Source organism: Agrobacterium sp. 16-172Ci, assembly GCF_053522725.1.
The window spans coordinates 157,483-178,400 of record NZ_JBNWBW010000005.1; the positions used below are offsets into that span (position 1 = coordinate 157,483).

At 59.5% G+C, this 20,918-nt stretch carries 16 protein-coding genes; 14 read left to right on the plus strand and 2 right to left on the minus strand.

The window, feature by feature from the left end; all coding sequences use genetic code 11:
* Window positions 1-89 precede the first annotated feature (89 nt).
* The 10 genes from ACQZ40_RS08165 (at window position 90) to ACQZ40_RS08210 (ending at window position 13,973) form a co-directional block, all read left to right on the plus strand.
* The gene (locus ACQZ40_RS08165) at window positions 90-2,177 is read left to right on the plus strand and encodes an ABC transporter substrate-binding protein (protein WP_448747740.1); all 2,088 of its coding nucleotides are present in this window, start codon (window positions 90-92) and stop codon (window positions 2,175-2,177) included.
* Window positions 2,178-2,264: 87 nt separating this feature from the next.
* On the plus strand, window positions 2,265-3,272 hold the full coding sequence (locus ACQZ40_RS08170) for an ABC transporter permease (protein WP_078053910.1): 1,008 nt from the start codon (window positions 2,265-2,267) through the stop codon (window positions 3,270-3,272).
* Between the two features lies 1 nt (window position 3,273).
* The gene (locus tag ACQZ40_RS08175) at window positions 3,274-4,410 is read left to right on the plus strand and encodes an ABC transporter permease (protein WP_174000715.1); all 1,137 of its coding nucleotides are present in this window, start codon (window positions 3,274-3,276) and stop codon (window positions 4,408-4,410) included.
* Window positions 4,411-4,422: 12 nt separating this feature from the next.
* Window positions 4,423-6,093 carry an ABC transporter ATP-binding protein gene (locus ACQZ40_RS08180; RefSeq protein ID WP_448747741.1) on the plus strand — a complete coding sequence of 557 codons (1,671 nt, stop codon included), beginning with the start codon at window positions 4,423-4,425 and terminating at the stop codon, window positions 6,091-6,093.
* 22 nt (window positions 6,094-6,115) lie between these two features.
* Window positions 6,116-7,489: an alpha-galactosidase gene (melA, locus tag ACQZ40_RS08185; protein WP_448747742.1), complete on the plus strand. Its 1,374-nt coding sequence runs from the start codon at window positions 6,116-6,118 to the stop codon at window positions 7,487-7,489.
* A 442-nt stretch (window positions 7,490-7,931) separates the two neighbouring features.
* Window positions 7,932-8,996 (plus strand): HlyD family secretion protein, encoded by a 1,065-nt coding sequence (locus tag ACQZ40_RS08190; RefSeq protein WP_448747743.1) that lies wholly within the window; start codon window positions 7,932-7,934, stop codon window positions 8,994-8,996.
* Window positions 8,997-9,007: 11 nt separating this feature from the next.
* Window positions 9,008-11,776, plus strand: a complete 2,769-nt coding sequence (gene rbbA / locus ACQZ40_RS08195) for a ribosome-associated ATPase/putative transporter RbbA (protein WP_448747744.1) — start codon at window positions 9,008-9,010, stop codon at window positions 11,774-11,776.
* Window positions 11,773-12,891 carry an ABC transporter permease gene (locus ACQZ40_RS08200; RefSeq protein WP_448747745.1) on the plus strand — a complete coding sequence of 373 codons (1,119 nt, stop codon included), beginning with the start codon at window positions 11,773-11,775 and terminating at the stop codon, window positions 12,889-12,891. Before rbbA ends, ACQZ40_RS08200 begins: the two co-directional genes overlap by 4 nt.
* Before the next feature lie 115 nt (window positions 12,892-13,006).
* A complete protein-coding gene (locus ACQZ40_RS08205; protein ID WP_020811652.1) occupies window positions 13,007-13,609 on the plus strand; it encodes a hypothetical protein in 603 nt (200 codons plus the stop codon).
* A 217-nt stretch (window positions 13,610-13,826) separates the two neighbouring features.
* Window positions 13,827-13,973 (plus strand): DUF1127 domain-containing protein, encoded by a 147-nt coding sequence (locus ACQZ40_RS08210; protein ID WP_003521716.1) that lies wholly within the window; start codon window positions 13,827-13,829, stop codon window positions 13,971-13,973.
* Window positions 13,974-14,404: 431 nt separating this feature from the next.
* Here the strand turns inward: ACQZ40_RS08210 and ACQZ40_RS08215 are convergent, their stop codons facing one another.
* Entirely contained in the window at window positions 14,405-14,848 is a 444-nt protein-coding gene (locus ACQZ40_RS08215; RefSeq protein WP_065657684.1) for a response regulator, read from the minus strand.
* A 477-nt stretch (window positions 14,849-15,325) separates the two neighbouring features.
* Here ACQZ40_RS08215 and ftsZ point away from each other — a divergent pair, with 477 nt between their 5' ends.
* From ftsZ to ACQZ40_RS08230, 3 genes are all read left to right on the plus strand, one after another.
* Window positions 15,326-16,288, plus strand: coding sequence for a cell division protein FtsZ (gene ftsZ, locus ACQZ40_RS08220; RefSeq protein ID WP_003521714.1), 963 nt, complete (start codon window positions 15,326-15,328; stop codon window positions 16,286-16,288).
* 234 nt (window positions 16,289-16,522) lie between these two features.
* Window positions 16,523-17,221, plus strand: a complete 699-nt coding sequence (locus ACQZ40_RS08225) for a GntR family transcriptional regulator (protein ID WP_031234148.1) — start codon at window positions 16,523-16,525, stop codon at window positions 17,219-17,221.
* Between the two features lie 109 nt (window positions 17,222-17,330).
* Window positions 17,331-18,296 (plus strand): dihydrodipicolinate synthase family protein, encoded by a 966-nt coding sequence (locus ACQZ40_RS08230; protein ID WP_003521712.1) that lies wholly within the window; start codon window positions 17,331-17,333, stop codon window positions 18,294-18,296.
* A 289-nt stretch (window positions 18,297-18,585) separates the two neighbouring features.
* On the opposite strand, the gene ACQZ40_RS08235 is transcribed toward ACQZ40_RS08230, so the two are convergent.
* On the minus strand, window positions 18,586-19,623 hold the full coding sequence (locus ACQZ40_RS08235) for an Ldh family oxidoreductase (RefSeq protein WP_448747746.1): 1,038 nt from the start codon (window positions 19,621-19,623) through the stop codon (window positions 18,586-18,588).
* Between the two features lie 441 nt (window positions 19,624-20,064).
* On the opposite strand from ACQZ40_RS08235, the gene ACQZ40_RS08240 reads away from it, so the two are divergent.
* Window positions 20,065-20,871: an ABC transporter substrate-binding protein gene (locus tag ACQZ40_RS08240; protein ID WP_003521709.1), complete on the plus strand. Its 807-nt coding sequence runs from the start codon at window positions 20,065-20,067 to the stop codon at window positions 20,869-20,871.
* The last annotated feature ends 47 nt before the right edge of the window (window positions 20,872-20,918 follow it).

A 20,918-nucleotide genomic window follows, 5' to 3' on the forward strand; every position in this document is an offset into this window, starting at 1 on the left:
GGCCGGGCGGCGGAAGGGAGTTCGCCGCCACGGCCAGAACGATCACAGAGGGTGGGCGGTCGCAGAGCTGCCATTTGGGAGGAATGACGATGTTACTTCAACGCAGGATCGGTATCATCTCGGCACTGGGTCTCGGTGTTTCGATGATCGCACTCAATGCGAATGCCTTCGAGACCATCACGCCGCCGGAGCCGCCACAATTTCCGGCCGAAGGCAAGATCAATTACGTGGCGCGCGACTCGATCCTCGAATTCAAGGCGCTGCCGAGCTACAGCGAGCCTGACTGGGTTAGCGAGAAATTCGAAAAGACCGGCAAGCTGCCGCCCTTGAAAGAGCGCCTGCCGGAAGAACCGCTGGTCTACAAGACCGGCAATATGCCCGACGGTATGGGCGTTTACGGCGATACGATGCGCCATGTGGTCGGCGGCAGGCCCGAGGGCTGGAACTATATTGCCGGCCAGAGCCAGGGCTGGGGCGGCATCGATATCGCCCTTTCCGAATGCCTGACGCGCACCGCACCGCTCTTCCAGGTGGATGCCAAGGACACCGAACCGCTGCCCAATCTGGCCAAAAGCTGGGAATGGTCCGAGGATGGCCACAAGCTGACCATGCATCTCGTCAAGGGCGCCAAGTGGTCGGACGGCGAGCCCTTCAACGCCGATGACGTGATGTTCTACTGGGAAGACGCGGTCGTCGATCCCAATGTTTCACCGCTTGGCGGCGGCGCATCGCCCGAGGCTTTCGGTGAGGGAACGACCCTTAAAAAGATCGATGATTACACCGTCGAATGGACCTTCAAGGCAGCTTTTCCCAAGCAATATCTCTATACCATGGCCTATCCGAGCTTCTGCCCCGGGCCGTCGCATATCCTGAAACCGCAGCATCCGAAATATTCCAAGAATACCTATAACCAGTTCAAGAACGCGTTTCCGCCGGAATATATGAACATGCCGGTCATGGGGGCATGGGTGCCGGTCGCTTATCGGCCTGATGACATCATCGTGCTGCGACGCAATCCCTATTACTGGAAGGTGGATGAGAAGGGCCAGCAGCTGCCTTATCTCAACGAGGTCCATTACAAGCTTTCCACCTGGGCCGACCGTGATGTGCAGGCCGTGGCGGGATCGGGCGATTTCTCCAACCTCGAACAGCCGGAGAATTTCGTCGCCTCGCTGAAACGCGCCGCCGACCCCAATGCGCCGGCCCGTCTTGCCTTTGGGCCGCGGCTTATCGGCTATAATCTGCAGATGAATTTTTCCGCCAATGGCTGGGGCAATCCGGATGAGCGTGGGCAGGCCATTCGTGAACTGAACCGCAACGAGGTGTTCCGTCAGGCCGTCACATCCGCCATCGACCGCAAGGCAGTCGGCGACTCGCTGGTGAAGGGGCCGTTCACGGCGATCTATCCGGGCGGCATTTCATCGGGCACCAGCTTCTATGATCGCGCCTCCACGGTCTATTACCCCTTCAACCTCGAGGCCGCCAAGGCCGCACTCGCCTCGATAGGCCTGAAGGACACGGATGGCGATGGTTTCCTGAATTTCCCGAAGGAAACGCTGGGTGGCCGTAATGTCGAGATTACCCTTCTCGTCAATAACGGTTACGCGACGGACAAGAGCCTTGCGGAAGGTCTTGTTGGCCAGATGGCGAAACTCGGCCTTCGCGTCGTCATCAACAGCCTCGATTCCAACCAGCGCGATGCGGCCCATTATGGCGGGCAGTTCGACTGGCTGGTGCGCCGCAACTCCACCGAGCTTTCATCCGTGGTGCAGAATACCGAGCAGCTTGCCCCTGTCGGCCCGCGCACCAGCTGGAACCATCGCTCGCCTGAAGGCAAGGAACTCGATCTGATGCCGTTCGAGAAGGAGATGGCCGATCTCGTGCGCAAGTTCATCTCCTCGCAGGACAATGCAGAGCGGGCCGAACTGATGAAGCAGTATCAGAAGGTCTATACGCAGAACCTCTATACGATCGGCCTCACCGAATATCCCGGCGCGCTGATCGTCAACAAGCGGTTCTCGAATGTGCCGCAGGGCACGCCGATCTTCATGTTCAACTGGGCTGAAGACTCCATCATCCGCGAACGCCTTTGGGTCGCGGCCGACAAGCAGGGCAAATACGAACTCTTCCCGCAGCAGCTTCCCGGCAAGCCGGGCGAGGGCGGGCCGATTAACTAGAACTCCTCCCGGAGAAAACCCGGTACCGGTCGCGCGTGAAGCGCGGCCGGAGACACACGGCCCATCCAAACCGAGGAAGACCGTTCGATGCTGAGATTTCTGACGATACGCGTTGCATCCGCCATTCCGGTATTGTTGATCCTGAGCGTGGTAACCTTCGCCATCATTCAGGCACCGCCCGGCGATTATGCCGACTACATCCGCTCGCAGCTGATGAACCAGGGCGGCGCGTCCTTCGAACAGGCGGAAGCGCAGGCTCAGGCTTATCGCATCGAGCACGGGCTCGATAAGCCGCTCGTCATTCAATATTTCAACTGGATCGGCGGCATCGTCACCCGCGGCGATTTCGGCTATAGCTTCTATTACAACAAGCCGGTCGCCGATGTGGTTGGCGAACGCCTGCCGCGCACCATTGCGCTGGCGCTGGTCTGCCACATCCTCGCGTCCGTTCTCGGCATCGCCTTCGGCATCTGGGCGGCTACACGGCAATATTCCTGGGTCGACAACCTGCTCTCCACCATCGCCTTCCTCGGCATGACGATCCCGCGTTTCCTGATGGCGCTGATCCTCGTCTACCTTATGGTGTTTCATTTCGACGTGTCGGAGATCGGCAGCTTCTTTTCGCCGCAATATGGCGGTGCGCCGTGGTCATGGGGCAAATTCGTCGATCTCGTCAGCCATGTCTGGCCGGTGGTCGCCATCGCCGTCTTCGGTGGGCTCGCCTATAATATGCGGGTGATGCGCGGCAATCTGCTCGATACGCTGAATGCACAATATGTCGAGACGGCGCGCGCCAAGGGGCTTTCGGAGGGTGCGGTCATCATGCGCCATGCGGTTCCGAACGCCGTGCATCCGCTCGTCATGTATCAGGGCGTGGTGTTGCCCTACATGCTGAGCGGCGAGATCGAAACCGCGATCATCTTCGCGTTGCCGACTGTCGGTCCCGCCATCGTCGGCTCCATGGCGGTGGGCGATGTCTATGTCACCGCAACCTTCATGATGGTGCTGGCCGCCACGCTGATCGTCGGCAACATCATCGCCGATATGCTGCTCGCCATGCTCGACCCGCGCGTTCGCGAATTCGGGAGGGCCTGAGATGATGGCGTTTGACGAGATGAAAACCGAAACCGCCACCCCCGCAAAACCCGACCGTTCCGCCCATGGTAACGAGACCTATCTCGCACTGGTCTGGCGGCGTCTCAGACGCTCCTTCACAGGCATGGTCGGGCTGGTGCTGGTGGCGCTGTTGATCCTGATCGCCATCTTTGCAGATTTCTTCGCGCCGATGAACCCGCTCGAAACCCATGGCAGCTTCTCGCCGCCACAGGTGGTTCGTTTCACCGACAAGGACGGCAATTTCAGCCTTGCACCGCGCGTCTATGCCATCGCTGAAACGGAAGAGCTTGATCCTGTCACCTTCCAACCCATCGTCGGGCCGGATTACGACAATCCCGTCCATCTCGGCTTCTTCGTCAAAGGTGCGGAATACAGACTGCTGGGCCTTATCCCTACGAGCCGTCACTTCTTCGGTTCGACCGACGGCCAGCCGGTGCATTTTCTCGGCACCGACAAGTTTGGACGCGACGTGCTGTCGCGCGCCATTTATGGCTCGCGCATCTCGCTTGCCATCGCCTTGAGCGTCGTCGCCATCGTCACCGTCATCGGCACCAGTGTCGGTCTGATATCAGGCTATTTCGGCGGGCCGCTGGATGCCTGGGTGCAGCGCTTTGTCGAAGTGGTGCTCGCTTTCCCGCAATTGCCGCTTTACCTTGCGCTGACCTCACTCATCCCGGTAACCGCACCCACTACCGTTTTCCTTGTCTTCGTGGTCGGTGTCATGTCGGCGCTTGGCTGGGCGCAGATGTCGCGCGAAGTGCGCGGCAAGACGCTGGCGCTGGCGCGCATCGATTATGTGCGGGCGGCGATTGCCGTCGGGGCCACGGACCGGCGCATCATTTTCCAGCACATCCTGCCGAATGTGATGAGCCATGTGATCGTCGCCGTGACGCTGCATATTCCAAGCGTCGTGCTGCTCGAATCCTTCCTCGGTTTCCTCGGCTTTGCGGTGAAGCCGCCGCTCATCTCCTGGGGGCTGATGCTGCAGGATACGGCGACCTATTCCGTCATCGGTTCCTATCCCTGGATTCTCGCGCCGGTCGGTTTCGTGCTGGTCACAGTCTTCGCCTTCAACGCGCTCGGCGATGGCCTGCGCGACGCCGTCGATCCCTATTGAGAGGAGCGTAATATGGTTGCTACTGCACAGAACAACACTTACGCGCCCGCCATCCGCTTCGATGCCGATGACCGAAACGACGCCGCCATCATCGATGCCCGCAACATTGCCGTGACCTTCAAAGTGGAGCACGGCACGGTGGAGGCGGTGAAGGACATTTCCTTCCAGCTTTATCGCGGCGAGACGATTGCCATCGTCGGCGAATCCGGTTCGGGAAAATCCGTCACGGCCCGCACCATCATGGGGCTTTTGACGAAGCGGGCGTCCGTTTCGAAATCCGCGACCGTGCGTTTCAACGGCGACGACATTCTGAAGTTTTCTAGCCGTCAGCGGCGGGCGCTGCGCGGCAACCGAATCTCGATGATCTTTCAGGAGCCGATGAGTTCGCTGAACCCGATCTATACGATCGGCAGCCAGATCGTCGAGGCGATCCGCGTTCATTCGAAACTCAGCCGGAAAGAGGCCGAGGCGAGGGCGCTCGATCTTCTGCGGCAGGTGCAGATACCGGAGCCGGAAGCGCGGCTGAAGCAATATCCGCACCAGCTGTCCGGCGGCCAGCGGCAGCGTGTGATGATTGCCATGGCGCTTTCCAACGATCCGGATGTTCTGATTGCCGATGAGCCTACCACCGCGCTTGATGTGACGGTGCAGGCGCAAATCCTCAACCTCATCCGCGACCTGCAAAAGAAGCGCGGCATGGCCGTGGTTCTCATCACCCATGACCTGACGATCGTGAAGCAGTTTTCCGACTACGTCTATGTCATGCAGCATGGCGAGATGCGCGAGCATAACACCACGGAAAAGCTCTTCGAAGCGCCGCAGCACCCCTATACGAAAAAGCTGCTTGCCTCCGAACCGCATGGCACGGCAAAGCCGCTGCCGGAAAATTCCGGCGTGCTGCTGACGGCGAATGGCGTACGGGTCTCTTTCATGATGCGTTACGGCGGCCTGTTCAAACCGGAGCTGAAGGAGCTGATCGCCGTCGATAGCCTGGGGCTTACCCTCAATCGGCACGAGACGCTGGGGCTCGTCGGTGAATCCGGTTCCGGCAAGACGACCTTCGGCCAATCCCTGCTGCGGCTGAACGAACCGGTGGCCGGGGAGGTGGTCTTTGACGGGGAGAGGGTCGATGGCCGCTCCCGCGCTGAAATGCGGCCTTTGCGTTCGCGTATGCAGATCGTCTTTCAGGACCCTTTCGCCTCGCTCAATCCGCGCATGACCATCGGCCAGATCATCGAGGAAGGCCTCATCATCAATGGCCTTGGGAAAACCAAGGCCGAAAGGCTGGACCGGGTGCGCGACGCGCTCGAGGCGGCGGGCATGCCCGGCAATATCCTCTCACGTTTCCCGCATGAATTCTCCGGCGGTCAGCGCCAGCGCATCGCCATTGCCCGTGCCGTGGCGCTGGAGCCGGAGTTCATTCTGCTCGATGAGCCGACCTCGGCGCTCGATCTTTCCGTGCAGGCGCAGATCATCGATCTCCTGCGCAAGCTGCAGGATGAGCGGGGCCTGAGCTACCTGTTCATCTCGCACGACCTGAAAGTTGTCCGCGCGCTCTGCCACCGCGTCATCGTCATGCAGCGCGGGCAGATCGTCGAGCAAGGGCCTGTCGAGGATGTGCTGACCAATCCGAAAACCGAATATACTCAGCGGCTTGTACGGGCCGCCTTCGAAATCGCTTGAATTCCCAATGCTGGAGGTAGACATGGCAAGAGATCCCAAGATCACATTCATCGGCGCAGGCTCCACGGTGTTCATGAAGAACATCATTGGCGACGTGCTGCAGCGTCCGGCCCTTTCGGGCGCCACCATCGCACTGATGGATATCAACCGCGAGAGGCTGGAAGAAAGCGCCATCGTCGTCAACAAGCTGATTTCGACGCTTGGCGCAAAGGCGAAGGCCGAGACCTACACGGACCAGAAAAAGGCGCTTGCCGGTGCGGATTTCGTTGTCGTAGCCTTCCAGATCGGCGGTTATGAGCCCTGCACGGTCACCGATTTCGAGGTGCCGCGCAAATACGGTCTGCGCCAGACCATCGCCGATACGCTCGGCGTCGGCGGCATCATGCGCGGCCTTCGCACTGTGCCGCACCTCTGGAAGATTTGCGAGGACATGCTGGCCGTCTGCCCCAACGCCATCATGCTGCAATATGTGAACCCCATGGCGATCAACACCTGGGCGATTGCGGAGAAATATCCGACGATCCGGCAGGTCGGCCTTTGCCATTCCGTGCAGGGTACAGCCATGGAACTCGCCCACGATCTCGATATTCCTTACGAGGAAATTCGTTACCGTTCGGCCGGCATCAACCACATGGCGTTCTTCCTGGAGTTCGAACACCGCCAGCCGGATGGCAGCTACAAGAACCTTTATCCCGACCTCGTGCGCGGCTACCGCGAAGGCCGTGCGCCAAAGCCTGGCTGGAACCCGCGTTGCCCCAACAAGGTGCGTTACGAGATGCTGACGCGGCTTGGTTATTTCGTCACCGAAAGTTCCGAGCATTTCGCCGAATATACGCCCTATTTCATCAAGGGAGGGCGCGAGGATTTGATCGAGAAATTCGGCATCCCGCTTGATGAATATCCGAAGCGCTGCATCGAGCAGATCGAACGCTGGAAGGGGCAGGCGGCGGCCTATCGCTCAGCCGAGAAGATCGAGGTCAAGCAGTCAAAGGAATATGCCTCTTCGATCATCAACTCGGTCTGGACCGGCGAACCTTCGGTTATTTACGGCAACCAGCGCAACAATGGCTGCATCACTTCGCTGCCATCGGATTGCGCGGCGGAAGTGCCGTGCCTTGTCGATCATAACGGCGTGCAGCCCACCTATATCGGCGACTTGCCGCCGCAGCTCACCGCGCTGATGCGCACCAACATCAATGTGCAGGAACTGACGGTGCGGGCGCTGATGAGCGAAAACCGCGAGCACATCTTCCATGCGGCGATGATGGACCCGCACACGGCGGCGGAACTGGATCTCGACCAGATATGGTCGCTGGTGGACGATCTGCTGCTGGCCCATCGCGACTGGTTGCCGGAATGGACGCAGGTGGAGGTGAAGCGGGCGCGGGCGGTGTAAGGCGCGGCTGCTGCGACAAAATACTAAGGTGCAGGCCCTCTCCTCCGTCATGCCGGACTAGATCCGGCATCCAGCCACCGCGCGACTGCGTCGTGAGAAGACTCTTCCGCGATCAAGCACTTGATCGCGCTGGACCCCGGATCAAGTTCGGGGTGACGGGGTGCGGATGATGCGGCTTTGCCAAACGAGGCCGTTTCCATAGGGCTTTGCAACCCCTGAGGCCTGCCATCATCCGCCGGTTTAGGCGTCTGTCCGAAACCCTCAAAGCATTTGACTTGTGTCAAGGCTACAAAACACCTTGACGTCTAGACATCACCTGAACCCGATCTATCCCCTCTTAAATAGGAGAAATGTCGGGTGCGAATACTAAACGCAATGGTGGCTGGCTTCTTCGGTTTCATCGTATTAGGGTTGAAATTCGAAGGGTTCATGGGGAAAACGGATGTCTAAAAAAGGCTTGCTCGTTGGTCTGGTGATTCTGGTTATTGCCGGTGTCGCCTATTTCTCCTGGTCAAAGCTGAAGGGTGAGGGCCTTCCCGCCGGATTTGTGGCCAGCAACGGCCGGATCGAGGCCGTCGAGATCGACATTTCCACCAAGACCGCCGGTCGCCTTCAGGACATCATGGTGCGTGAAGGCGATTTCGTGAAGGCCGGGCAGGTGCTTGCCCAGATGGATACGGCGCAACTGGAGGCGAGGAAGCGTCAGGCGGAAGCACAGTTTCGCCGCGCGAAAATAGCAATCGATACGGCCCACAGCCTTGTCGCCCAGCGGGAAGCCGAAAAGACCTCGGCGCTGGCGGTGGTGGAACAGCGCAAGGCCCAGCTCGATTCCGCCTCCAAGACCTATGCACGCTCGAAACAGCTGCTGACCGGCAACGCCGTCTCGCAGCAGATCGTCGATGACAGTGAAGCCGCCGAACAGTCCGCCCGCGCCACGCTCGCTTCCGCTGAGGCCTCGCTTGCCGCCTCAGATGCCGCAATCAACGCCGCCAAGGCGCAGATCGTCGATGCCGAGGCGGCGGTGGATGCCGCGCAGGCCGATATTGAAAGCATCGAGACTGATATCGCCGATGCGACGCTGAAATCGCCCCGCGACGGCCGCGTGCAATATCGGATCGCCCAGCCCGGAGAGGTGCTGTCCGCCGGCGGACGGGTTCTGAACCTGGTCGATCTCGGCGATGTCTATATGACGTTCTTCCTGCCGACGGCCGAGGCCGGTCGCACGTCCATGGGCTCGGACGTTCGCCTGATACTGGACGCGGCGCCGCAATATACCATCCCTGCCAAGGTTTCCTTCGTCGCCGATGTCGCGCAGTTCACGCCGAAAACGGTCGAGACCGAAGAGGAACGCCAGAAGCTGACATTCCGGGTGAGGGCGCAAATCCCGCAGGAGCTGCTGCAGAAATATATCCAATATGTCAAAACCGGGCTGCCCGGCATGGCCTATGTCCGGTTTGATCCGCAGGTCGCCTGGCCGGAAAACCTCGAACGCAATCTCGTCAAGTGACGGTGGCCACCATGGTCGCGTCTCCCGCAACGAATGACAGGCATGCACCGGTCGCGCGATTGGCCGATGTGCGGTTGACCTTCGGAAGCACCATTGCGCTGGCCGACATTTCGGTCGAGATCCCCGCCGGGCGGATGATCGGGCTTATCGGGCCGGACGGTGTGGGCAAATCGAGCCTGTTGTCGCTCGTCTCCGGCGCGCGCGCCATACAGAAGGGCAGGGTGGAGGTTCTGGGCGGCGACATGTCCGATCCCCGCCACCGCGAGGATACCTGCCCGCGTATCGCCTATATGCCGCAGGGTCTTGGCAAGAACCTCTATCCCACCCTGTCCGTCTTCGAGAATATCGATTTTTTCGGGCGGCTGTTCGGGCAGGGCGGCAGGGAGCGGCAGACGCGCATTGCCGAGCTGCTGAAAAGTACCGGCCTCGAGCCCTTCGCCGACCGCCCCGCGATGAAACTTTCCGGCGGCATGAAGCAGAAGCTGGGGCTCTGCTGCGCGCTGATCCACGATCCCGACCTGCTCATTCTTGATGAGCCGACCACGGGCGTCGATCCGCTGTCGCGGCGGCAATTCTGGGAACTGATCGATTCCATCCGGGCCGGGCGTCCGGGCATGAGCGTTATCGTCGCCACGGCCTATATGGAAGAGGCCGCCGGTTTCGACTGGCTGGTCGCGATGGATGGCGGCGAAATACTCGCCACCGGCTCGCCTGCCGAACTTCTCGAGCGCACCTCCGCACCCAATCTCGACGCCGCCTTTATCGCGCTCCTGCCCGAAGAAAAGCGCGAAGGCTACCACGAAGTCCATATCGCGCCGCGCAAGGTGGCGGGTGAGGGTGATTATGCCATCGAGGCGTCGCATCTCAGTATGCGTTTCGGCGATTTCACCGCCGTCGACAATGTCAGCTTCAAGATCCCGCGTGGCGAGATTTTCGGCTTTCTCGGCTCGAACGGTTGCGGAAAATCCACCACCATGAAAATGCTGACGGGGCTTCTGGCCGCCAGCGAAGGCGAGGCGAAGCTTTTCGGGCACAGGGTGGATGCCAGCGACATGGCGATCCGTCACCGCGTCGGCTACATGAGCCAGGCATTCTCGCTCTATTCCGAACTGACGGTGCGGCAGAACCTCGATCTTCACGCCCGCCTGTTCAAGCTGCCGGAAGAAACCATTCAGCCGCGTATCGCCGAAATGGCCGAGCGTTTCGATCTCGGTGCGGTCATGGACACACTGCCGGACGACCTGCCGCTCGGCATCCGGCAGAGGCTGTCGCTGGCGGTGGCGATGATCCATTCGCCTGATATTCTCATCCTCGATGAACCGACCTCAGGTGTCGATCCGGTGGCGCGGGACGGGTTCTGGCAAATCCTTGCCGATCTCTCCCGCAACGACGATGTCACCATCTTCATCTCCACCCATTTCATGAACGAGGCGGAGCGCTGCGACCGGATTTCGCTGATGCATGCCGGCAAGGTGCTGATCAGCGATACACCTGACGCGATTACCAAAAGCCGCAATGCGGCAACGCTCGAAGAGGCTTTTGTTGCCTATCTCGAGGATGCTTCAGGCGTCAAAAAGGTGGCACCTGCCGCCGCTCCTGTCGCGGCAGCGCAGGTGCCGGCGACGCAACATGCTGCACCCAATCGTAAGAGGTTTTTCGATTTCAGGCGCATGTTCAGCTATACCCGCCGCGAGGCGCTGGAACTGCAGCGGGATCCCATTCGCGGCACGCTGGCGGTACTCGGCAGCGTCATCCTGATGTTCGTCATCGGATACGGTATCAATCTCGATGTCGAGGACCTGACCTTCGCGGTGCTGGACCGTGACGATTCCACCATCAGCCGCGATTATGTGCTCGACATTGCCGGCTCGCGTTATTTCATCGAGAAGGAACCGATCCGCGATTATGCCGATATGGACCGGCGGATGCGTGACGGGGAACTGAGCCTTGCCATTGAAATTCCCCCTGGTTTCGGCCGCGATGTCTTGCGCGGCAAGACGGTGGAGGTTGGCGCCTGGATCGACGGCGCGATGCCGCAGCGGGCGGAGACCGTTCGCGGATACGTGCAGGGCATGCACCAGACATGGCTGGCGCGCAAGGCGGCCGAGATTTACGGCAGCGCGGCGACGCAAAGCACTTTCAGCATCGAAACGCGCTATCGATACAATCCGGACGTCAAAAGCCTCGTCGCCATGGTGCCGGCGGTCATTCCGCTGCTGCTCATGCTCATTCCCGCCATGCTGGCGGGGCTCAGCGTCGTCAGGGAAAAGGAACTCGGCTCCATCGTCAATCTTTACGTGACGCCGACCACCCGGCTGGAATTCCTGATCGGCAAGCAGCTTCCTTATGTCGCCCTCGGCATGCTCAATTTCCTGCTTCTGACGGCCTTCGCCATCTTCATCTTCCAGGTGCCCTTCACCGGAAGTTATCTCGCCTATGCGACGGGAGCGCTGCTCTATGTCGTCATCGCCACCTCCATCGGCCTTCTCATGTCGTCCTTCATGAAGAGCCAGATCGCGGCGATCTTCGGCACGGCCCTGCTGACGCTCATTCCGGCAACGCAATATTCGGGAATGATCGATCCCGTTTCGTCGCTACATGGGGCGGGCGCCTTTATCGGCAATATCTATCCCGCCACCTATTTCATGACCATTTCGCGCGGCACCTTCTCCAAGGGGCTGGATTTCGCCGGGCTTTCCGGCTCGTTCCTGCCGCTTCTCATTGCCATTCCGCTGCTTCTCATTGCCGGCGCCGCACTTTTGAGGAAACAGGCGTCATGAGGCTGTTTTCGTCCAACATCTTCCAGCTCGGCATCAAGGAACTGCGCGGCCTTGCGCGTGACGGCATGTTGCTGCTGCTCATCGTCTACGCCTTCACGCTGCAGATCTACACCGGCTCCAGCGCGCTGCCGGAGACGCTGAACAATGCCGCCATCGCCATCGTCGACGAGGATCAGTCACCGCTTTCAGGGCGCATCAGCACGGCTTTTTATCCGCCCTATTTCTCCCCGCCGAAGCAGATTTCCATTGCGGAAATGGACAAGCGCATGGATGCGGGCCTCGATACCTTCGCGCTCAACATCCCGCCGGATTTCCAGCGCCGGGTGATGGCCGGGCAACAGCCGGCCATCCAGCTCAATATCGACGCAACCCGCATGAGCCAGGCTTTCAGCGGCGGCGGTTATGTGCAGAGCATCGTAACGAGCGAAGTTCAGGAATATATCAACCGTTATCGCGGTGCGACGTCGGTGCCGGTGGACCTGACGCTACGCTCCCGTTTCAACCCGGAGCTGGACAAGTCGTGGTTCGGGTCGATCAACAACATCATCACCGCCATCACCATGCTGTCGATCGTGCTGACGGGGGCCGCGCTCATTCGCGAGCGCGAGCATGGCACGGTCGAGCATCTGCTGGTCATGCCGGTCACGCCGCTGGAAATCATGCTCAGCAAGGTCTGGTCCATGGGCCTTGTCGTGCTGGTGGCCTCCGCATTTTCCCTGTTCGTAGTCGTCAGGGGCCTGCTCGCCACTCCAATCGAAGGCTCGCTCTTGCTCTTCCTGCTCGGAACGGCGTTGCAGCTCTTCGCCATGACGTCGATGGGCATCTTCCTTGCGACCGTTGCAGGCTCCATGCCGCAATTCGGCATGCTGCTGATCCTGTTCCTGCTGCCGTTGCAGGTGCTCTCCGGCGCCATGACGCCGCGTGAAAGCATGCCTGATATCATCCAGTACATCATGCTTCTCGCACCCAACACCCATTTCGTCATACTGGCGCAATCGGTGCTTTTCAGGGGGGCGGGGCTGGATGTGGTCTGGCCGCAATTGCTGGCGCTGCTGGCCATCGGCTCCGCGCTTTTCGTTTTCGCGCTTCGCCGTTTCAGGCGTTTCCTGCGCTGATTCCGCCTATTTCCGCGCAAGTTGAATTAATTGTGTTCGGTAACGGTATGTTCGCCTTCCGTGAATATGCCTATGAGGACGGCTGGGTAAGCGGGCTTTGTTCAGGAGTAGCAAAATGAATATTGCAGCACGTCTGTCACTGGCAGCCATGATCGCACTGGCGGCAACGCCATCTCTTGCGTCAGAAGATATGACGTCGGAGACGAGCGAAGCGATATTCGGTTTCGGCGGCGTCCTGACGAAAGAGGACATGCTGAAAAGTGCAGCCCTCATTCCGGTGGAATATGAGCGCAATGCCATTCTGGGCGGCGGCTATCAGTTCTACCCCTACCACATCGGTAACGTGAAACTCGGCGGCGAAATCGGCGTCGCCGCCAGATTTGGCAAGGGCTTTACCGGTGAAGTCTGGGCGGGTCCGGTTGCACGTTACGAGCAGATCAGGCTCGGAGAGCGGCTGTTCATCACGCCGAGCTTTACCGCCGGCCTCAGCCTCGTCACGGATGCGCAGCGTGGCCGCGAGCGGGAACAGGAAATCAAGGACAACGGCAACGCGAATGTCCTGTTTTATCTGGGACCGGAAATCAACGTGTCCTTCAGCGAGGATTCTTCGACGGAATTCTTCTGGCGTCTTCACCACCGTTCCGGCGGTGGCAAAACACTGGGCAATATGAAAGGCGCCACAAACGCCAACGTATTCGGCGTCCGCTACAAGTTCTGAGCGGCGGGGACGGTTCCAAGCTCGGCGAACCGTCTGAATTTTAGTCAGGTTTCTTTTTCGTCGCAAACCGTCATGGGGAACCCTTGCGTCTGGCGCATGGGTGGATTGCCTTATTCTGCCTGTTAATTCGTCATCGAAAAGCGCATATAGGGGGCATCAAAGGACGCCGGAACGAAAACGTTACTGACGTCACCTAAACCTCAGAAAGGGTAATGTCATGAACGTAGCACGCAGCTTCAATAACTGGCGCAAATATCGTCAGACCATCAACGAACTCGGCCGTATGAGCACCCGTGAACTGCACGATCTCGGTATCGATCGTAGCCAGATCACCAGCGTCGCCCGCGCCGCCGTTGGCAGGTAATCAAGGCGATATCGCCTCTTTTGAATGCCCAAACGCCCGCTCAGCGGGCGTTTTTGTTTTGGGGAATGGATGCGTCTACCGCGAATATCCGCCAGATAATCCGGCGATGTCGAAGTGCGAGCCGAAGGGTGGGGTTTTCTCGACGTCAGGCGATGAATATCGCCATGCAATGAATGCATATCTGTACTGCAAGCTTATGCCTGTCAAATACGCAGAAAAATGCTATCTTCCAATCATCGAAAGGGATGTACCTCCTCCCACATCCTTTTGGTAAAGCGGGTGATCCTACTCCTCCTCCCAAAGGATTGCCCCGGGGACAGCGGTTTTCCTCCTCCCATATCGCTGTTCATCTTTTCAAAAAGCCTGCCGCACCTCCTCCCGCGGCAGGCTTTTTTGTTTTCAGAAACTTGCCTTTGTCTTCAGGAAATATCTCAGTCGAAAGCCATCATGCCGATGGGCGTCACGGCGTGGGCGCCTGCACGTTTGGCAAGGGCATAGGCGAGGCACTGCTCCACGGCATCCTGCGGCACGGGTTTGGCGATTACGCCGGCGCCGATGCCGAGATTGACGACGACTTCGGGGTTTGCCGTCATGAAGATCACCACCACGCCATGATCTTGGGAAAGCCGCCGTCCGATCTCCGGGCCGGTCTGTCCGTCGGCAAGGTTGACGTCGACGAAGGCGATATCGGCGCGGCTGCCAAGCGCCACGGCGTCTTCCAGCCGGTTGGCGATACCGATGACATCTGCCTCTTCTTCCGCCTGCAAAATGGAATCCTCTATATCCATGGCGATGAGGAATTCGTCTTCCACGATCAGCACACGCGGCTGTTCCGTGCGGAAACCCGGTTCGTTTTGCAAGACGTCTGCCAACATATGCCTGCCTCCATTCTGTGTTTCAGAGCAACGGATTGAAAACTGAATCGCGGTTGCGGATCATCCGAGGCTTCAACTAAACCCGGAGCGGCGGGACCGGCTCCGTTTTATTTCCCGCCGCTCCAGCGCGGTCGGCATGCAAACACTTCTCGGCGCAACTCGTTCCAAAGTGAGATAAACATAGTGAATGGAGTGTAAACGGTGTGCCTTTTCGGCTATCACCTTACAAGAGCGAAGCAGTTGATTCGGTTCGGTTTTCATCCGGGGAAGGGGTCGGAGAACGTCGCCGTGGAGCATCTTTCGCCCCCTGGAACACCGTTCTTTCGCCATTATGGGGTGAAAGGCCGGCATGAAAATTCAAAGCGTTACAGCCTCTTTTCCCCATCGGGGAGGAAGCGCTGGAACCTTGCCGATCATTCGCGTGCCGCAGTCAAAGAACGGCGCGGGACCCTATGAGTTTAGAAAGAGAATAAGACGATGACCCAGTCTCCGCGCGCCACCATTGCCCGCAACACGCCCAATATCGCCGTCGTCGGCGTCGGTGGCGGTGGCGGCAACGCGATCAACAACATGATTGCCGAGGGCATCGGTGGCGTCGATTTCATCGCCGCCAATACGGATGCGCAGGCGCTGAAGAAGACCAACGCGCCGCGGCTCGTGCAGCTCAGCTCCGAACTGACCGGCGGGCTCGGCGCAGGCGCCGATCCCGAGGTTGGCCGGCAGGCAGCGATCGATTCACTTGACGAGATCATGGATCACCTGAGCGGCTACGACATGTGTTTCATCACCGCCGGCATGGGCGGCGGCACCGGCACGGGCGCTGCCCCCGTCATCGCCGAAGCCTGCCGGGCGAAGAACATCCTCACCGTCGGTGTCGTGACGCTTCCCTTCAGTTTCGAAGGCGCGCGCCGCATGCGGGCTGCCGAATATGGATTCGCCAACCTGCTCAACACGGCAGATACCGTCATCGTCATCCCCAACCAGAACCTGCTGCGCATTGCCGATGCCGGCACGACCTTCGAAAATGCGCTGAAGACGGCCGACAAGGTTCTGTCGCTTGGCGTGCGCTGCATCACAGATCTCATCCTGCGCGAAGGCCTGGTCAATCTCGATTTCGCCGATGTGCGCTATGTCATGAAGAATGGCGGCCGGGCGCTGATGGGCACGGCGCAGGCCAAGGGTGAAAAGCGCGCCTCGGAAGCGGCTGCCGCAGCCATTGCCAACCCGCTGCTCGGCGAACCGTCGCTGAAGGAAGCGCGGGGCGCTCTTGTTTCCATTTCCGGTGGCAACGATCTGACGCTCTATGAGATCGATGAGGCAATGACGCTGGTACGCGAGGCGGTGAGCGAAGAAACCGATGTGGTGATGGGCGCTTCCTTCGACCCGACGCTGGACGGCGCTTTCAAGATTTCGGTCGTCGCCACCGGCCTGCGCAATTGATGCTGGCTTGAGGATCGCGGTCCTGATTAAATCGCCCTCTTTAGTCGGCGATGCCCTATAAACAGCGTCCACGCCACAAACTCAACGTTCAAAAGCCGTCGCGGGCAATTTTCGCGACGGCTTTTTGTTGTTTTTGAACAATTATTCCGCCATTCGAAGATGCTGCGGCGCTGCGCGGCGTTGATCGGGAAAAAATATAATAGTACTCTTTATGTCGACAAGAGGGATTTGATGATGACGGATATAATTGCTTCTGCCGAGCGCAAGCGCGGCTCCGGCGTGAAGATGGTCTATGATCTGCTGCGCGACGAGATTCTCGATCTGGTTCTGCCGCCGGGCAGCCCCATCGATGAGGTGCAACTTGCCGAAAGATTCAAGATGTCGCGCACGCCGATCCGCGAGGCGCTGGTGCGGCTTTCGGGTGAGGGGCTGATCGATACGCTGCCAAACCGTTCGACCATGGTGTCGAATATCGATTTCCTCAACATGCACACCTATTTCGATGCGCTGGTGCTGATGTATCGGGTAACGACGCAGCTTGCCGCGCAATATCACCGCCCGGAGGATCTGGCCGGAATCCGCGCCCACAATGCGGAATTCGCCATTGCGGTAGAGGAGCAGGATGCGCTGGCGATGATCTCCACCAATGCCGCCCTTCATCTCTCTATCGCCGAGGCCGGGCGCAATCCCTATTTTACCAGCCTGTTCAAGCGGCTGCTGGACGAGGGGCGACGCATCCTCAGGCTTTATTACCAGTCCTATGACGATCGTTTGCCGAAGCGCTTCGTCGACGATCATGATGAGATCATCGCGGCTATCGCTGCGCGTGATACCGTTCTTTCCGAGAAACTGGCCCGCGAGCATGCCGAGCAGATCGTGCGGCAGGTGCAGAAGCTGCTGGTGCGAAACGAGCGTCTGGAAATAAATCTGTAGCTTGTCGATTTCTTGTCGACAAATAAAATACAAGATTGTAGTGTCCTTGTCGAAAGGGTGGCGCGGAGGTGCGTCCATTCCCCAAAAACATGTCCCTTAGGAGCTTGAAATGACGGCCAGCATTTTTTCCGGCGTGATTCCCGCCTTGATGACCCCCTGCAAGGATGATCGCACCCCTGATTTCGACGCGCTTGTTCGCAAGGGCAAGGAACTGATCGCCGATGGCATGTCGGCCGTCGTCTATTGCGGCTCCATGGGCGACTGGCCGCTCCTGACGGATGAGCAGCGCATGGAAGGCGTGGAGCGCCTGGTGAAAGCCGGCATTCCGGTCATCGTCGGCACCGGCGCGGTCAACACGGCATCTGCCGTTGCCCATGCCGCTCACGCCCAGAAGGTTGGCGCCAAGGGCCTGATGGTCATTCCGCGCGTCCTGTCGCGCGGTTCGGTCATCGCCGCCCAGAAGGCCCACTTCAAGGCCATCCTCTCGGCCGCACCGGAAATCCCGGCCGTCATCTACAACAGCCCCTATTACGGCTTCGCCACTCGCGCCGATCTCTTTTTCGCGCTGCGCGCCGAGCACAAGAACCTCGTCGGCTTCAAGGAATTCGGCGGCCCGGCCGATATGCGTTACGCCGCTGAAAACATCACCAGCCGCGATGACGACGTCACCCTGATGATCGGCGTCGATACGGCTGTTTTCCATGGCTTCGTCAATTGCGGCGCCACCGGTGCCATCACCGGCATCGGCAATGTTCTGCCGAAGGAAGTCATTCACCTCTGCAAGCTGTCGCAGGCCGCCGCCAAGGGCGATGCCGATGCCCGCGCCCGCGCGCTGGAGCTGGAACAGGCGCTCGCCGTTCTCTCGTCCTTCGATGAAGGCCCGGATCTGGTTCTCTATTTCAAGCACATGATGGTGCTGAAGGGCGACAAGGAATACACGCTGCACTTCAACGAAACCGATGCCCTGACGGACAGCCAGCGCGGTTATGTCGAGGCGCAGTTCAAGCTGTTCAACAGCTGGTATGCCGACTGGAGCAAGCTGCCGGGTGCGGTTCAGGCCTGCAAGGCTGCTTGATCAGTCGCTGACGTGAAGACAATAGGCCCGCAACTGCGGGCCTTTTTTGTATGTGATGAGGTTTGATGCCTCTCGTCCGTCATGCCGGACTAGATCCGGCATCCAGCCACGGCGCGTCTGCGCCGTGAAAGAGTCTTCCGCGATCAAGGACTTGATCGCGCTGGACCCCGGATCTAGTCCGGGGTGACGGAGCGGCTATGCTATGCAGTCGCAAAGAAAGCTGAGTGACGCTGTCGTTATGAGAAAGCCCGCGATTGCGGGCTTTTTTTATTTCCACATCCAAACGCGCTCAGGAAACCGCGTCCAGCCCCTTTTCCAACAGCCGGTCGAGCCCGGCCATTTCGGCGGCGGTGAGGGTAATGCCTTCGCTTTCGGACTTCGCGCGTGCAGTGAAGCGGCGGCCCGAGGGCAGGCGGGCGCCCTGGCCGATGATGGCGTCGAACAGCACTTCCGCGCGCTGAAAAGGATCGCCGGGGCGCCCCTTGGCGAAGGTCTCAGGCGAAAAAGCGACGATCAGCTCGCCATGGGTCGGGGCAAGCGTGGTGGTGCCGAGAAATTCGAGCGCTTCGGGGCTGGTGAGATCGCCGATCATGATGCCGGCGAGAAGCTCGATCATCGTGCCGATGGCCGATCCCTTGTGGCCGCCAAAGGGCAGCATGGAGCCGGCAAGGGCCGCTTCCGGGTCAGTCGTCGGCTTGCCGTCGGCATCCAGAGCCCAGCCTTCCGGCAGGGGCTTTCCGGCCCGCCGGTGTAGTTCTATTTCACCTCGGGCCGCAACCGAGGTCGCGAAATCAAAGACATAAGGGGAGGCGTCCTTGCGCGGCCAGCCGAAGGCGAAGGGGTTGGTGCCAAGCAGAGGCTTGGTTCCGCCGGTGGGCGCAACGGTGGAATAGCTCGGGCACATGACCAGCCCGGCGAGACCATTCGAGGTAAGGCCCTCGACTTCCGGCCAGAGCGCCGAGAAATGCGTGCAGTCATTGATGACGAGTGCAGCGATCCCCGCACGTTTCGCTCGCTCCACCAGAACCGGCAGACCAAGTTCGAAGGCGGGGTTGGCGAAGCCGCCACGGGCATTGACCTTGACGATGGCCGTGGCGTCGTCTTCAGCCACTTCAGGTATGGCGTCGGGCTTCACCTTGCCCGCCTTGACGGTGCGGAGCGCGCCTTCGATACGGTAGATGCCGTGGGACTTGCAGGCGTCCCGCTCACCGGCAGTAATGACGCGCGCCAGCGCTCCCGACTGTACATCATTCACCCCGGCCCTCAAAAAAATCGACTCGACCCGCTGGAAAAGTGCCTCAATGGTCAAAGTGGTCGTGTCGCTCATCATAGTCCTCCGATAGGGCTCGCACATTTTGAATACATAAAGTATACAAAGGCGTGAGTATTGCAACGTGTCTTTTCGATGAAGCTCAGTCCGAGCAGAAGGTGACCCTCTCAAAACGCGAAGACACCTTAAGCCGTCATTCCTGTGCTTGTCACAGAAATCCGGGTCGGCGCGTCTGCGCGTCGGAAAGCCTCTTTCAGCCCAAAGATTTGGGCTGGCCAGATTCCTGTGACAAGTACAGGAAGGAGGGATTCTGGATGTCTCGCCCATCTTGTCGCTCCCCCCGCGTTGGCTTGCGTAATCATCCGCGATACCTCATCAGTTCGCACACGCAAAAATTCTTTTTGTATACTCGTTGTATTTTTATGTTGATTTATCGCCGCCATAGGGAAATAGTGACCGCGCCTTCAAGGGCAGACCAATTGTGGGAGCAAATAAAGAATGAAAAAATCGGTCATCGTCGCCGGCCTCTTGGCCGCCACTTTCGCTATTACGCCGGCCAAGGCCGACAAACTTGACGACATCATTTCGTCCGGCACGCTGCGTTGCGCCGTCGTGCTCGATTTCCCGCCCATGGGCGCGCGTGATGACGCCAACAACCCGATCGGCTTCGATGTCGATTATTGCAACGATCTTGCCAAGGCGCTCGGCGTCACGGCTGAAATCGTCGAAACGCCGTTCCCCGAGCGCATTCCGGCGCTGATGTCCGGCCGCGTCGATGTGGGCGTTGCGTCCACCTCCGATACGCTGGAGCGCGCCAAGACGGTCGGCATGACCGTGCCTTACTTCGCTTTCGAAATGGCCGTTACGGCCAACGACAAGTCGGGCATCAAGTCCTTCGAGGACATGAAGGGCAAGACGGTCGGCGCGACTGCCGGCACGTTCGAAGCCATCGCGCTCGAAAAGACGGTCAAGGAATGGGGCACTGGCGAATTCCGTCCGTACCAGACGCAGGCAGACGTGTTCCTCGCGCTCAGCCAGGGCCAGATCGACGCCACCGTCTCCACCTCGACGGTTGCGCAGTCCAACGTCAAGGGCGGCAAGTTCGCGGGCATCTCCGTGGTCGGCAAGGCGCCCTATGACATTGACTATGTCGCGCTCTTCACCAACCGTGACGAATACGGCTTCATCAACTACCTGAACCTCTTCATCAACCAGCAGGTTCGCACCGGCCGTTACGCCGAACTCTATGAAAAATGGGTTGGCGGCGAAGTTCCTTCGCTCACCGTCAACGGCGTTTATCGCTGATCAGGACTTTTCGTAAACGGCGCGGTCAAGATGATCGCGCCGTTGAT